This window comes from Mesorhizobium sp. M1A.F.Ca.IN.022.06.1.1 (genome assembly GCF_003952605.1).
GTDB lineage: Bacteria > Pseudomonadota > Alphaproteobacteria > Rhizobiales > Rhizobiaceae > Mesorhizobium.
In genome coordinates, this window is record NZ_CP034455.1 from 1,571,160 (window position 1) to 1,586,146 (window position 14,987).

A 14,987-nucleotide genomic window follows, 5' to 3' on the forward strand; every position below is an offset into this window, starting at 1 on the left:
CCCGACCATGCGCATAGTCTGTCCCTTCTGCGGCGAACGCGAACTCGGCGAGTTCACCTATCTCGGCGACGCCAAGCCGCAGCGCCCGCCTGCCGATGCCGGTGAAGACGCCGTCTACGACTACGTCTACCTGCGCGACAACATCGCCGGTGTGATAAGCGAGCATTGGTATCACGGCGGCGGCTGCCGGGCCTGGCTGAAGGTCACGCGCAACACGCTGACGCATGAGATTTCTTTGGTTGAGGCCGCCGCCGGCGTTGGAGCGAGGCAGGGTGCGAAATGAGTCTCACGCTCCAGGTCGGCGCCGCCCCTCACCTGCCTGCCGGCATCCTCTCCCCGTATAGTGACGGGGAGAGGGGCGCTCTCGCCAACAGTTTCGCCAATCGCCAGCGTTGCAAGATAAGAGCCGGCATCGGGGCCAGCCCACTTCTCCCCGTCTCTATACGGGGAGAAGTGCCCGGCAGGGCGATGAGGGGCAGCGCTGCCCTTCACCATGATATCGAACCGAGAGGGTGACATCGTGACCTCTCAAGCCAATCGCCTCTCAACTGGCGGCCTTATCGACCGCTCGACGCCGCTGAGCTTCCGCTTCGACGGCAAGACACTCTCCGGCTTCCAGGGCGATACGCTTGCCTCGGCGCTCGTCGCCAACGGCGTCAAGCTGGTCGGCCGCTCGTTCAAATATCACCGCCCGCGCGGCATCCTGACGGCGGGCTCGGAAGAGCCCAACGCGCTGGTCGAGCTGCGCAGTGGCGCGAGGCGCGAGCCGAACACCAAGGCAACGACCGCCGAGCTCTATGAAGGGCTCGAGGCCGCCAGCCAGAACCGCTGGCCGTCGCTCGATTTCGACGTCATGGCGGTCAACCAGCTCTTCGCGCCGATTTTCGTCGCCGGCTTCTACTACAAGACCTTCATGTGGCCGGCGAAATTCTGGGAAGCGATCTACGAACCGGCGATCCGCCGCGCCGCCGGCCTCGGCCGCGCGGCGGGCATTCCCGATCCCGATCGCTATGACAAAGCGTGGGCGCATTGCGACGTGGCGATCGCCGGCTCCGGTCCGGCCGGCCTCGCCGCCGCCCTTGCCGCCGCGCGCTGCGGCGCACGCGTCATCCTGTGCGAGGAGGATTTTGTCCTCGGCGGGCGCTTGCTGGGCGATGGCGGTACGATCGACGGGCTGCCGGCGGCCGAATGGATTGCCCGTTCTCTGGACGAACTCGCGGCGATGCCGGACGTTCGCATCATGACGCGCACGACGCTGTTCGGCGTCTATGACGGCGGTACCTATGGCGCGATCGAGCGCGTCAACGACCATCTACCGGTACCGCCGGAGCATCAGGTGCGGCAGCGGCTTTGGCGTATCGTCGCCAAGCGCTGCGTCGTCGCGGCGGGCGCGATCGAACGTCCCATCGTCTTTGCCGGCAACGATACGCCTGGCGTGATGATGGCGTCCGCCATGCGCAGCTACATCAACCGCTACGCCGCGGCTCCGGCGCGGCGCATTGCGCTGTTCACCAACAATGAGGATGGCTGGCGCACCGTGGAGGCGGCGATCGCAGCCGGACTGCAGGTCGCTGCGGTGATCGATGGGCGGCCAGACGTTTCGCCGGCCCATCGCTCGCTGGCCGGCAAGGGCGGCTTCCCGGTGCTCAACGGCTCCGTCAGCGGCGTCGACGGCGGCAAGAACGGTGTGCGCAAGATTTCCGTGTCGCTCACCGGCGGCGCGCGCGCCGAAGTCGAGGCCGACGGGCTTGCCGTCTCCGGCGGCTGGAACCCGGCGGTCGGCCTCACCTCCTATCATCGCGGCCGGCCGAAATGGCGCGACGATATCGCCGCCTTCGTGCCGGACGGCGCGCCGCCCGGCATGGTGGCGGCAGGCGCGGCGAACGGCGCCTTCGGCCTTGGCGCCGGCCTGCGGGAAGGTTTCGAGGCAGGTGTTGCAGCGGCGCGCGATACGGGACGGAGCGGCAACGCCGGATCGGCGCCCCTCGCCGACGACGAGGCCTTTTCGCTGACGCCGCTCTGGCATGTCGCCGGCAAAGGCAAGGCCTTCGTCGACCAGCAGCATGACGTGACGGCGTCCGATGTCGAGCTGGCGCAGCGCGAGGGTTTCGAGTCGGTCGAGCATCTGAAGCGCTACACGACGCTCGGCATGGCGACCGACCAGGGCAAGACCTCGAATGTCGCCGGCCTCGCCATCATGGCGGCGGTGTCGGGTAAATCCATTCCCGAAACCGGAACGACGATCTACCGGCCGCCTTATGTGCCGGTCGCCATCGGCGCCTTCGCCGGTCACCATCGCGACGAGAATTTCCATGCGACGCGGCTGACGCCGTCGCATCACTGGGCGGCCGAACAGGGCGCGGTGTTCGTCGACACCGGCCTGTGGAAGCGCGCGCAATGGTATCCGTTGCCCGGCGAAAAAGACTGGCTGGAATCGGTGACCCGCGAGGTCAAGGCGGTGCGAAGCGGCGTCGGCTTCTGCGATGTCTCGACGCTGGGCAAGATCGACGTGCACGGCCCGGATGCCGGCGCCTTCCTGGACCGCGTCTATATCAACGCGTTCTCCAGCCTCGCAGTTGGCAAAGCGCGTTATGGACTGATGCTGCGCGAGGACGGTGTCGTCTATGACGACGGCACCACCTCGCGCCTGGCCGAGGACCATTATTTCCTCACAACCACGACCGCCAAGGCTGGGCTGGTGATGCAGCATCTCGAATTCTGCCGCCAGGTCCTATTCCCCGAACTCGACGTGCAGCTGACCTCGGTCTCCGACCAGTGGGCGCAATTCTCCATCGCCGGTCCGAAGACCCGCGATCTGCTGAAGGAGATCGTCGATCCGGCCGAAGACCTGTCGAACGAAGGCTTTCCGTTCATGGGCGCGCGCGAAGTCAAGCTGCGCGGCGGCATCAAGGCGAGGCTGTTCCGGATCTCCTTCTCCGGCGAGATGGCGTTCGAGATTTCGGTGCCGGCGCGCTACGGCGAGGCTCTGGCGCGCAACCTGATGATCGCGGGAAAGCCGTTCGGCGTGACGCCTTACGGCACCGAGGCGCTCGGCGTGATGCGCATCGAAAAAGGCCATGTCGCCGGACCGGAGCTCAACGGCACCACAACGGCTGCCGATCTCGGTCTCGGCAAGATGATGTCGACCAAGAAGGATTTCATCGGCCGCGTCATGGCCGGCCGCGAAGCACTCGTCGCGCCGAACCGGCAGGTGGTCGTCGGCATCAAGCCGACCGACAAGGCGCGCCGCCTGCGCTCCGGCGCACACATCAATCCCAAGGGCCAGACCCCCGGCCCAGACAACGACCAGGGCTATATCACCTCGGTCTGCTTCTCGCCGGTGCTCGACCAGTGGATCGGGCTCGGCCTCTTCGAGCGCGGCCGCGAGCGCATTGGTGAGATCGTGCGCGCTCATGATCCGCTGCGTGGCGAGGAGTACGATGTCGAGCTCTGCAATTCCGTCTTCTACGATCCGGATGGAGGGCGCCAGCGTGGCTGATTTTTCCTGGAACATCCGCAGCCCGCTCGAGCGCGCCCTGGTCGCCGGCCGTTATGGCGCGCCGGGCGAAGCCGGCGTGTCGCTGACCGAGATCCGCAATTTCGACCTCGTTCAGGTGATGGCGCGTCGCGGCAAGGCGGCCGAGACGGTCAATGCCGCGAAGGCTCGCTTCGGCGTCGCCGCACCGGAAACACCCAAGGCGGCCGACACGGCCGACGCGACGCTGATCTGGTCAGGACCGGACCAGTTTCTGGTGCTGTCGAGAGGCGGCGGGCAAAGGATGGAGACCCTTGCCCGCGTGTTTGCCGGTTTGGCCTCGCTTTCCGATCAATCACATGCGCGCGCGTTGATCAGCGTTTCCGGCGACAAGGCGCGCACGATGCTGGCCAAGCTGTCGTCGATCGACCTGCACCCCGAAATATTCCCGGTCGGCACGGCAGCCGCCACCTCGATCGACCATACCAGCGTGACGCTCTGGCGCGGGAAGAACCGACAAGACGGCCAGGCCGTGTTCAACCTCTTGGTATTCGCAACCTTTGCCGAAAGCCTGTGGCATACGATGCTCGACTCGGCCGCGGAGTATGGCGTGACGGTCGCGCATTCCGAGGAATTGGCGTAGGCGCCTCGCCGAGCGCGCCGCGGCGGCGCGAGGCGTTCTTTCGATGCGCATCATCCGCCACCGGCTTTCTCCGATGGCGGATGATTCGAGGTTGCCACCTTCTTATTCCGCAGCCAGCGCCAGCTGCGGTCTTTCGATGCCTTCGACCTGTTCCGGCTCCTGCGCCTGCTCGCCTGTCTTGGCCTTCTTGGGCTCGCGGCCGAAGAACAGGGCATAGCCCGCCGGCAGCACCAGGATGGTGAGCACGGTGGCGACGAGGATGCCGCCCATCATGGCGTAGGCCAGAGGCCCCCAGAAGACGGCGCGCGAGATCGGGATCAGCGCAAGCACCGCGGTCAGCGCCGTCAGCATGATCGGGCGGAAGCGGCGCACCGCAGCGCCGACGATCGCTTCCGATCGATCCATGCCGGCGGCGATGTCCTGGTCGATCTGGTCGACCAGGATGATCGAGTTTCGCATGATGATGCCGAGCAGCGCGATGACGCCGAGGATGGCGACAAAGCCGAAGGGCGCGCCGCTGATCAGAAGGGCTGCCGCGGCACCGATGATGCCGAGCGGGCCGGTGGCCAGCACCAGCATCGACTTGCCGAAATGCTGCAGCTGGACCATCAGCAAGATGACGATGACGGCCAGCATGATCGGTGCCTTGGCGGCGATCGAGGCCTGGCTTTCGGCCGAGTCCTCCGCGCCGCCCTGGATCTCGATCTTGTAGCCGGGGGCAAGGCCGGCGCGCAGGTCCTTCATGTCGTTGTACATCTTGGTGACGACGTCGTTCGACTGCACGCCATCCGGCAACGTGGCGCGCACGCTGATGGTCGGCAGACGGTCGCGCCGCCACTCGATGCCCTGCTCCATCACGGGCACCACTTTCGCCACCTGGGACAGGGGCACGGAGCCGCCGAAGTCGGTCGGGATGTAGACGGAGTCGACCGAGGACAGCAGATGACGGGTCGCCTCCGGCTCGCGGGCGACGATCGAGACCGTCTCTTCGCCGTCGCGGAAATCGTCGAGCGGCGCACCGGACATGGTTGCCTGCAGCATCTGGCGAATGCGCTGCGATGTGACGCCTAGTGCCCGGGCTCGGTCCTGGTCGATCACCAGCTTCATCGCCGGCACCGGCTCCAGCCAGTCGTCATGGACGGCGCCGAGCAGCGGGTTTGCTTCGAACCTTGCCTTCACCTCGTCGGCGATGCGGCGCACCTCCTGGCGATCCGGCCCCATGATGCGCATTTGCACCGGCCAGCCGGTCGGCGGCCCGAGGAACAAACGATCGACCTTGGCGCGGATCGACGGGAAGTCCTTGGCGAGGATGCCTCGCATCTTGACGATCAGCCGCTCGCGCGCCGGCTCATCCTTGGCCATCACCAGAAGCTGGGCAAAGTTCGGATTGCGAAGCTGCTGGTCGAGCGGCAGGAAGAAGCGCGGAGCGCCCTCGCCGATATAGGTAGCGATGAAGCGCTTGTCCTCGTCGTCCATCATCTTCGCTTCGAGAGCCTTGGCTTGGTTCTCGACCTCCTTGATCGATGTACCTTCCGGCAGCCAGAGATCGACCAGGATTTCCGGACGTGACGACTGCGGGAAGAAGTTCTGCGGGATGAACTGGAAGGCCCAGAGGCTGGTGCCGAAAGTGACCAGCGTCATCGCCAGCACGATGATGCGGTGGCGCACGGCCCAGGTGACCGTCGCACGCAGCCGCCGGTAGAAGCCGGTGTCGAAGACGTCGTGGTGGGTGCCGGCGTGCTTGCGCTGCTTCAGGATCATGTAGCCCAGCCAGGGCGTGAAATAGACCGCGACGAACCACGACACGACCAGTGCGATGCCGACGACATAGAACAGCGTGCGCACATATTCGCCCGCGGTGGAGGCCGCGAAGCCGACCGGGATGAAGCCGGCGGTGGTGATCAGCGTGCCGGTCAGCATCGGGAAGGCGGTCGAGGAATAGGCGAAGCTCGCCGCCTCGATCTTGACCAGCCCCTCCTCCAGCTTGCGCTCCATCATCTCGACGACGATCATGGCGTCGTCGACCAGCAGACCGAGCGCGATGATCAGCGCGCCGAGCGAGATGCGCTGCAGGTCGATGCCGATCTCGTACATGATGGCGAAGGTGGCGGCTAAAACCAGCGGGATGGCGATCGCGATCACCAGGCCGGAGCGCCAGCCGATCGACAGGAACGAGACGACGAGAACGATCAGCAACGCTTCGCCGAGCGCCTCCATGAATTCGTTGACGGCATCCTTGACCACCTCCGGCTGGTCGGAGATCTGGTCGACCGCAACGCCATAGGGCAGACCTTCCTCGAAGCGCTTGTAGGTCGCCTCGACATCCTTACCGACGTCCCTGACATTGAAGCCCTTGGCCATGACGACGCCGACCTGGACGCTTTCGTGGCCGTTGAAGCGGTACTTGCGCTCATAAGGGTCCTCGAGGCCGGAAGAGACCGTGGCGATGTCGCCAAGACGCGTCACCTGATTGCCGGCGCGCAGCCTCAGCTCGCGGATATCGGCGGCCTTGGTGACGTCGCCCTCGACCGAGATGCGAACCGAGCGCAAGCCGGTATCGACCGAGCCCGCCGGATCGACGGCGTTCTGCCCTTTCACGGCATTCTGCAGGTCAAGCACCGTCAGGCCGCGCTCGGCGAGCGCCTTGGAGGACACATCGATATAGATCTTCTCGGGCTGGTCGCCGATGATGACGGCCTTTTCGACTCCCGGCGTCGCCAGCAGCATGTCGCGCGCCTGAACGGCGAATTTCTTCAGCTCGGGATAGGTGAAGCCGTCGCCGCTGATCGAATGCAGCGTGATGAAGGTGTCGCCGAACTCGTCGTTGAAATAGGGGCCGAGCAGGCCCTGCGGCAGTTCGTTGGCGATATCGCCGACCTTCTTGCGCACCTGGTAGAAGGCATCCTTCACCTCCTCGGCGTTGGTGTCGCCCTTTACCTGGAGCGTGATGATGGCGCTGCCGGCGCGGGTGTAGGAGCGGACAAAGTCGAGATGCGGCGTCTCCTGCAGCTTGCGCTCGATCTTGTTGACGACCTGGTCTTCCATGTCCTGGATCGAGGCGCCCGGCCAGACTGCCTGCACGACCATGACGCGGAAGGTGAAGTCCGGGTCTTCCTTCTGGCCCATGCGCATCAGGCCGAGCGCGCCGGCCAGGATAATGAGGCCAAACAGGAAGCGCGCGATGCTCGGATGCCCGATCGCCCAGCGCGAGAGGTTGAAGGGACGCTTTTCAGTGCTGCTGTCCGTGGTCATGGCGCAGGTCCAGTTCAATTGGCGGCAAGGCAGCATGCCTTGCGGCTCATGAGTTCTCGGTGGGCTTCCGGGCGGCGAGCACCTCAAGCGGAGAGAGACTCGCAATCGCGCTCGACGCGGCCGTGGTGCGGGGGATACCAATGCAGCGTCTCGTCGATCGGGCGATTTCGCCGCCCGGAACCCATGCCCTGCCCGGCTCGCGGCTCGCGCAGCGAGGTCGGGAAAGGCGTTCTTTCGCCTGGTTAGCGCAGGCTGCTGGTGGCGGCGACGTCATCCTCCGCCGAGGCGGACTGCTGGGCGTCATCGCCGGAAGGCTTCACTTTCAGATTGTCGGTCATGAACTGTGTGCCGGCGGCCACCACCACGTCGCCCTGCTTCAGGCCTTCGGCAACGGCAACGCCATCGGCGGTGAAGTTCGCCACCTTGATCGGGCGCGGATGCACCGTGTCGGACGCGCGGTCGACCGTCCAGACGATGTGCTTGCCGTCCTTCTCAGCCATCGCGGTCAGCGGGATAGACACCAGCTGCGCCTTGCTGCCAACGATCGCCGCGACATTGGCGGTCATGCCGAGCAGCACCCGCGGATCGTTGGGCAGCGACACCCGGACCGCGAAGGTGCGCGACTGCGGGTCGGCGCTGCCGGCCACCTCGCGGACCTTGCCGTCAAGGGTCAGCGCCTCGTCGGACCAGAAGCTCGCCTTGACCTCCTTGCCCGGGCGGAAGCCGGCGATGTCCATTTCCGGCACCGCGATCAGCACTTCCTTCTCACCGTCGACGGCAACCGTCATGACCGGCGTGCCGGCGCCGACCACCTGACCGATATCGGCCGAGATGGCGGTGACGATGCCGGCCTTGCTGGCCTTGAGATCGGTGTAATGGACCTGGTTCTGCGCCTGGGCCAGGGTCGAACGGGCGGCATCGCGCGTCGCCACGGCCTGATCATAGCTCAAAACGGCCTGATCGAGCTGCGACTTAGGCGCGAAGTTCTTGGCATAGAGCTGCTCGGCGCGCTTCCTGGCGAGATCGACGGTCTCGACCTGCCGCTCGGCGGCGTCGAGGCTCGCCTCGGCGCTCTTCACCGACAGCTCGTAGTCGGAGGGGTCGACGCGGGCAAGCACGTCGCCCTCGTTCACATGCTGGCCGATGTCGACGAGACGCTCGGTGACCTTGCCGGCGATGCGGAAGCCGAGATTCATCTCGGTGCGGGCGCGCACTGAACCGGAATAGTCGAGCTGGCGCGTGGTCTCGGCCTCGCCGATCTCGACGACCTTCACCGGCCGGATGACTTCCTGGGCTTCCGCTTTCTTCTCTTGGCTGCAGCCGGTAAGCCCGAGCGCCGCGACAACGACGCCGACGACTGGGAGGCCGGCGGCCGGCAGCCTGCGGAGGATGGAACTGGACAAAGACACCTTAGCACTCCCGAACTGGAGATAAACGTCGACCGGCACCCGGCGGGGCAGCGGCTATTTCAAGGCTCTGATTGCGTAGTCGATGAGGTCGTCCGGCATTGCCCGGTTGGTCTTGGCAAGGCACTGGGCGACCATCTGCGGATGGCATAGGATGACGGTGGAGGCGCCGAAACAGCGCGAGGCGATCACCGGGTCCTGCTTCCTGAACTCGCCGGCCTCTATGCCGTCGCGGATAACGTCGGCGAGCAGGTCGTGGATGCGGTCGACATGCTTGTCGATGACGCCCCAGTCGCGCTCGAGCGCGACGATCACCATCTCATGCACCTTCTGGTCGTCGAGCATGACTTCCAGCGTCATCTTGTACTGGGCGTGAACGTAACGGCGCAGCCGCTCCTCCGCGCTGATCGGCAGGCGCGAAATCTCGTAGGCCATTGCGTAGCTGGCGCCGAGCATGCGGCCGCAGACGGCCTGGTGGATTTCGACCTTGGAGGCGAAGAAGCGGTAGATGTTGGCCGGCGACATGCCGAGATCGCGGGCAATGTCGGCAACGTTGGTCTTGCCGTAGCCGTAATGCCGGAACAGGCGCTCGGCACAGTCGAGAATGCGCGTCACATTCTCCTGTCTGGCGGGGTCGGCCACGATGTTGGCGGGTTCTGACATGGTGCTTTCGATTTACGAGTGACGAATTTCAATTTTCGTCACTCGTAAATCGAAAGCGGCCCGGAGTCAACGCGGAATCGATATACGCGTACAAAATGGTGACAGATGGTGACAGTTGCGAGGGTGGGCGTGGGTCACACTGACGACTAGCCATTGACGCCTGTGACGTCGTCATCCACGGGCGGAGCAAGGAGCGAAGCGACGCGCGCAGACCCGAGGATCCATTCCGTGACCTATGTCAAAGAATACAACGGTATCAATAGGTTACGCCAATATACATCTGACGTCCACCTGCCAGCTATTCTCAACCGCTGGGACATGGCCGCATGGTCACGGAATGGATCCTAGGGTTTCCGCGACGTCGCTTCGCGACTGCTCCACCCTAGGATGACGAACTCAGAGGCCCTTCGCCATTTCCCTCAACCTGAACTTCTGGATCTTCCCCGTAGACGTCTTCGGAATCTCGGCGAACACCACCGCCTTCGGCACTTTGAAGCGGGCGAGCAACACACGGCAATGCTCGATGATCTCGGCCTCGCTCGCAACCTTGCCGGGCTTCAGCTCGACATAGGCGACAGGCACCTCGCCCCATTTCTCGTCTGCGCGGGCAACCACTCCGCAAGAGGCGACGGACGGATGCTTGTAGAGCGCGTCCTCGACCTCAATGGACGAGATGTTCTCGCCGCCCGAGATGATGATGTCCTTGGAGCGGTCCTTGAGCTGGATGTAGCCGTCCGGGTGCATGACACCGAGATCGCCGGAGTGGAACCAGCCGCCGGCAAAGGCCTCGTCGGTGGCCTTGCGGTTCTTCAGGTAGCCCTTCATGACGATGTTGCCGCGGAACATGACCTCGCCGATGGTCTGGCCGTCGGCCGGCGTCTCGACCATCGTCTCGGGGTTCATCACGATCAACCCTTCCAGCGCAGCGTAGCGCACGCCCTGGCGCGCCTTCTTCGCCGTCCTCGGGCGCTTCTCCAGCTCGTCCCACTCATTGTGCCATTCGTTGACGACGGCCGGCCCATAGGTCTCGGTCAGGCCGTAGAGATGGGTGACGGCGAAGCCGGCATCGGCCATGCCGGAAAGCACCGCCTCGGGCGGCGGCGCGGCGGCCGTGTTGAAGGTGACGGCCTGGGCGAACTGGCGCTTATCCTCGTCTTTCGCGTTGATCAGCACCGACATGACGATCGGCGCGCCGCAAAGATGGGTAACGCGGTGGTCGGCGATGGCGTCATAGATCGGCTTTGCCCGTACCCAGCGCAGGCAGACATGGGTGCCGGCTTGCACGGCGAGCGTCCAGGGAAAGCACCAGCCGTTGCAGTGGAACATCGGCAGCGTCCAAAGATAAACGGCGTGCTTGGCCATGCCCGCATGGATGGTGTTGGTGTAGGCCATCAGGGCGGCGCCGCGATGGTGGTAGACGACGCCCTTTGGATTGCCGGTCGTGCCGGAAGTATAGTTGAGCGAGATGGCGTCCCATTCGTCGTCGGGCATCGACCATGCAAAAGCCTCGTCGCCGCCGGCGACGAAGTCCTCATAGTCGAGCGAGCCGATCCGCTCGCCCTTCGGATAGGGCGCATCGGCGGCGTAGTCGGGGTCGTCATAGTCGATGACCAATGGCTTGGCCTTGGCCGATGCCAGCGCCGCCCTGACCACGCCCGAGAACTCGCGGTCGACGATCAGCACCTTGGTGTCGGCATGGTCGAGCTGAAAGGCGATGACGGCGGCATCGAGGCGGGTGTTCAGCGAATGCAGCACCGCCTTCACCATCGGCACGCCGAAATGCGCCTCCAGCATCGGCGGCGTGTTCGACAGCATCACCGTTACCGTATCCCCCTTGCCGATGCCATGCCTCGACAGCGCCGAGGCGAGCTTCAGCGACCGCCGCCAGAAATCGCGATAAGAGATGCGCTGGCTGCCGTGGATAATGGCGACATGGTCGGGATAGGTCTTGGCCGCCCGCTCGAGGTAGGTGAGCGGCGTCAGCGGCTGGTGGTTGGCGGCGTTCCGTTCGAGATCCTGTTCGTAGGGATTGGCCATCCCATCCTCCCCAAAAGTCTTTTCGAGCTTTCTAACCGCAGGCCCGCGATCATGCCATCCCCTGAACGACCGGGAAATGCTATGACATGAGCGCTCGGTAGAAGAGCAGCCCGGAACATGCCGGCGCCGGAGGACGAATAACCCAGCAGGCTGGATTTGACTTTTGTCGAGAGCCGTGACTAATGTCAGCCGAGGAGGCGGCATGGCGATCCGACCGGCAGAACAGCTCATCCACAAGGCCGCCTGGCTTTACTATGCGCATGGCCTTCGCCAGGACGAGGTGGCGAACCAGCTTAAGATTTCGCGCGCATCGGTCGCCATGTATCTTCGCAAGGCGCGCGAGACCGGCATCGTCAACATCTCGACCTCGACGCAGCTTTTCACCGATGATGTCATGGCACGCAGGCTGGAGGACGCCTTCAAGCTCGACGCCGTCTGGATCGCGCCGGAAAACGCCTATGTCGCCGACCCGTCGACCGACATCGCCGTCCTGGCGGCGAGCGTCTTCCTGGAACTGGTGAGTAAAGGCGACCGCATCGGCGTCGCCTGGGGCCGCACGGTCTACACCATCGCCGACATCATGTCCTATGCCGATCTGCAGGACGTCACCGTGGTGCAGCTCTGCGGCAATCTCGGCGCGCCCTATTCCTACCGACCCGATCAGTGCACGATGGAGATCGCGCGGCGGCTGAACGCCAAGGGTCTGAATTTTTACGCGCCGCTGGTGCTGTCCACGGAAGAATTGGCAGAGGGCCTGCGCGCCGAGCCGGTGATCCGCGACCAGCTTGCCGGCATCGGCGACTGCGATCTCGCGCTCTATTCCGTCGGCGCCGTGGACGCCGACAGCCATCTGGTCAAATGCGGCGCGCTGACGCCGGCCGAAATGGCCGCGCTCCGCAAGGAAGGCGCGGCCGGCGTCATCGCCGGACAGATCATCGATGCAAGCGGCGAGGCGCTCGACTGTAGCTACAACCGGCGGGTCATTTCCGCCGAGCTCGCCTCGCTGCGCGCCATCGGGAAGCGGCTGATGGTGGTGCAGGAGGACAGCAAGTTCGAGCCGCTGCTGGCCGCAATCGCCGGCGGCCTCTGCACGCATCTGGTGGTCGGCGCACATATGGCGGGGCGCCTCCTCGATCACGCCGGCGCGGTCAGCAAAAAGGCCTCGTAGGAAACCACCCTCGCCGCGTCTGTCATCAAGACGTCGCGGCTTCCTGTTCATGAGCAGACAAAATACGGAATCGGACGGAACGACATGAAGAACCTTTGGAACGACGCTGACGCGGAAAAGATGGTTGCCGACTACGCCAAGCAGGGCGTCCGCCGCGACCTTGCGCTGCGCGTCTACACGACCCGCCTGCTCGGCGGAGAGCCGCGGCTGGTGCTGCATGGCGGCGGCAATACTTCCTGCAAGACCAAGGCCACCGATCTGGTCGGTGACGAATGGGACGTGCTTTGCGTCAAGGGCAGCGGCTGGGACATGGCCGTCATCGAGCCGCAAGGCTTGCCGGCGGTGAAGATGGGCGCGCTGCTCAAGGCGCGCGCGCTGGACACGCTCTCCGACGAGGACATGGTGGCGCTGCAGCGTTCCAATCTCATCGACCCCGCCTCGCCGAATCCATCGGTCGAGACACTCCTGCACGCCTTTCTGCCGCTTAAATTCGTCGACCATACGCATTCAACCGCGATCCTTGCCATCGTCGACCAGGAGAACAGCAAGGCGCTGGTGAAGACGGTGTTCGGCGACAAAATGGGCTACGTGCCCTACATCAAACCGGGCTTCGAGCTCGCCAAGGTCGCGGCGGACGTTTTTGACGCCGACCCCAGCGTCGAAGGCCTGATCCTCGACAAGCACGGCATCTTCACCTTCGGCGACGATGCCAAGCAGGCCTATGACCGCATGATCCACTATGTGACCATCGCCGAGGACTATATCGCCAAGAACGGCAAGCCGCAGGCGACCAAGGCGGCGCTGCCGGTAAAGCTCGCCAAGGCGAGCGACATCGCGCCGACTCTGCGCGGCGCTGTCGCAGTGGCGCGCGGCGAAGGCCGCTTCGACCGCATGATCAGCGATTTCCGCACCTCGGATGCGATCGTCGATTTCATCAATTCGGCCAGGATCGCCGAGCTGGCCGGACGCGGCGTGTCGACGCCCGATCTTTCGATCCGCATCAAGACCGGACCGATGGCGGTCCCGGCTCCCGACGCCGACAAGCTCGGCGACTACAAGGCCGCCGTCCGCAGCCATGTCGAGGCTTTCGCCAAGGACTACCGCGCCTATTTCGAGACCAACGACGCGCTGGATGACGTCAAGCGCACCATGCTCGACCCGATGCCGCGGCTGACATTGGTGCCGGGCCTCGGCATGTTCGGCCACGGCCGCACGCTGAAGGACGCGAAAATCGCCTCCGATGTCGGCGAGATGTGGATCGAGGCGGTGCGCGGCGCGGAAGCCATCGGCAATTTCCAGCCGCTCTCCAAGGCCGACCTCTTCCCGCTCGAATACTGGTCATTGGAGCAGGCCAAGCTCGCCTCGAACAAGCCGAAGCCGCTGACCGGCCAGGTGGCGTTGATCACCGGCGGCGCCGGGGCGATCGGCGCCGCGACGGCGAAGCTGTTCGCCGCAAACGGTGCGCATGCGGTCATCGTCGATCTCGATCCGGCCAAGGCCGCGGAAGCGGCAAAGGCGGCGGGTAACAATTCGATCGGGGTCGGCGCCGACATCACCAGCCCGGCCGAGGTGCGCGCCGCCTTCGACAAGGCGGTCGCGGTCTATGGCGGCGTCGACATCCTGGTCTCGAATGCAGGCGCGGCCTGGGAAGGCCGGATCGGCGAAATCGACGACGCGCTGCTGCGCAAGAGCTTCGAGCTCAACTTCTTCGCCCACCAGTCGGCGGCGCAGAACGCGGTGCGCATCATGCTCGAACAGGGCACGGGCGGCGTGCTGCTGTTCAACACCTCCAAGCAGGCGGTCAATCCCGGTCCGAAATTCGGCGCCTACGGCCTTCCCAAGGCGGCGACGCTGTTTTTGTCGCGCCAGTATGCCCTGGACTACGGCGCCTACGGCATCCGCTCGAACGCGGTCAACGCCGACCGCATCCGGTCCGGGCTTTTGACCGACGCCATGATTGCCAGCCGCTCGGGCGCGCGCGGTGTCTCGGAAAAGGAATACATGTCCGGCAATCTGCTCGGCCAGGAAGTGACGGCCGACGACGTGGCGCAAGCCTTCCTGCATCAGGCACTGGCCGAACGCACCACGGCCGACGTGACGACGGTGGACGGCGGCAATATTGCCGCGGCGCTGCGCTGAAGAAACAAGGAGATCTCCCTGAGCGGCCCGTCGCTTTCCCCGAACGACGGACCACTCTCTCCGTGTCGCGACCCAGGTCAGGACTGAAGCCCATTTCACGTCTGCTGGAAAACTGCTCCAACCGGTCAAAATCCGCGCAAATCTTTTGCTTATTGCTCGAACAGCTTTAAGGGGGTGCCTTGCCCCTCGCTTGCGGGACACAAA

The 14,987-nt window shown here is 64.8% G+C and carries 9 protein-coding genes; 5 read left to right on the forward strand and 4 right to left on the reverse strand.

All coding sequences use genetic code 11. From position 1 onward, the window contains the following. Positions 1-7: 7 nt before the first annotated feature. The 3 genes from EJ078_RS07795 (at position 8) to EJ078_RS07805 (ending at position 4,118) form a co-directional block, all read left to right on the forward strand. Entirely contained in the window at positions 8-283 is a 276-nt protein-coding gene (locus tag EJ078_RS07795; RefSeq protein ID WP_127214930.1) for a sarcosine oxidase subunit delta, read from the forward strand. A gap of 234 nt (positions 284-517) precedes the next feature. After that, the gene (locus EJ078_RS07800; RefSeq protein WP_127214942.1) at positions 518-3,499 is read left to right on the forward strand and encodes a sarcosine oxidase subunit alpha; all 2,982 of its coding nucleotides are present in this window, start codon (positions 518-520) and stop codon (positions 3,497-3,499) included. After that, the gene (locus EJ078_RS07805) at positions 3,492-4,118 is read left to right on the forward strand and encodes a sarcosine oxidase subunit gamma family protein (protein WP_095823940.1); all 627 of its coding nucleotides are present in this window, start codon (positions 3,492-3,494) and stop codon (positions 4,116-4,118) included. Before EJ078_RS07800 ends, EJ078_RS07805 begins: the two co-directional genes overlap by 8 nt. A gap of 102 nt (positions 4,119-4,220) precedes the next feature. Here EJ078_RS07805 and EJ078_RS07810 read toward each other — a convergent pair whose 3' ends face one another. The 4 genes from EJ078_RS07810 to EJ078_RS07825 form a co-directional block, all read right to left on the reverse strand. Continuing rightward, positions 4,221-7,370, reverse strand: coding sequence for an efflux RND transporter permease subunit (locus EJ078_RS07810; RefSeq protein ID WP_127214926.1), 3,150 nt, complete (start codon positions 7,368-7,370; stop codon positions 4,221-4,223). 242 nt (positions 7,371-7,612) lie between these two features. Next, a complete protein-coding gene (locus EJ078_RS07815; RefSeq protein WP_127403863.1) occupies positions 7,613-8,779 on the reverse strand; it encodes an efflux RND transporter periplasmic adaptor subunit in 1,167 nt (388 codons plus the stop codon). Between the two features lie 54 nt (positions 8,780-8,833). Then, positions 8,834-9,439, reverse strand: coding sequence for a TetR family transcriptional regulator (locus EJ078_RS07820; RefSeq protein WP_067327751.1), 606 nt, complete (start codon positions 9,437-9,439; stop codon positions 8,834-8,836). Positions 9,440-9,835: 396 nt separating this feature from the next. Further along, a complete protein-coding gene (locus EJ078_RS07825) occupies positions 9,836-11,476 on the reverse strand; it encodes an acyl-CoA synthetase (RefSeq protein ID WP_127403864.1) in 1,641 nt (546 codons plus the stop codon). A gap of 202 nt (positions 11,477-11,678) precedes the next feature. On the opposite strand from EJ078_RS07825, the gene EJ078_RS07830 reads away from it, so the two are divergent. Both EJ078_RS07830 and EJ078_RS07835 read left to right on the forward strand, forming a co-directional pair. Further along, complete coding sequence (locus EJ078_RS07830; protein ID WP_095800960.1) at positions 11,679-12,644, forward strand: sugar-binding transcriptional regulator; 966 nt, start codon at positions 11,679-11,681, stop codon at positions 12,642-12,644. 84 nt (positions 12,645-12,728) lie between these two features. Next, on the forward strand, positions 12,729-14,783 hold the full coding sequence (locus tag EJ078_RS07835; RefSeq protein ID WP_127216824.1) for a bifunctional aldolase/short-chain dehydrogenase: 2,055 nt from the start codon (positions 12,729-12,731) through the stop codon (positions 14,781-14,783). Positions 14,784-14,987 lie beyond the last annotated feature (204 nt).

Coding starts and splice junctions, on each gene's coding strand:
- EJ078_RS07795 (WP_127214930.1), top strand. CDS start 8: ATGCGCATAGTCTGTCCCTTCTGCGGCGAACGCGAACTCGGCGAGTTC.
- EJ078_RS07810 (WP_127214926.1), bottom strand. CDS start 7,370: ATGACCACGGACAGCAGCACTGAAAAGCGTCCCTTCAACCTCTCGCGC.
- EJ078_RS07820 (WP_067327751.1), bottom strand. CDS start 9,439: ATGTCAGAACCCGCCAACATCGTGGCCGACCCCGCCAGACAGGAGAAT.
- EJ078_RS07825 (WP_127403864.1), bottom strand. CDS start 11,476: ATGGCCAATCCCTACGAACAGGATCTCGAACGGAACGCCGCCAACCAC.
- EJ078_RS07830 (WP_095800960.1), top strand. CDS start 11,679: ATGGCGATCCGACCGGCAGAACAGCTCATCCACAAGGCCGCCTGGCTT.
- EJ078_RS07835 (WP_127216824.1), top strand. CDS start 12,729: ATGAAGAACCTTTGGAACGACGCTGACGCGGAAAAGATGGTTGCCGAC.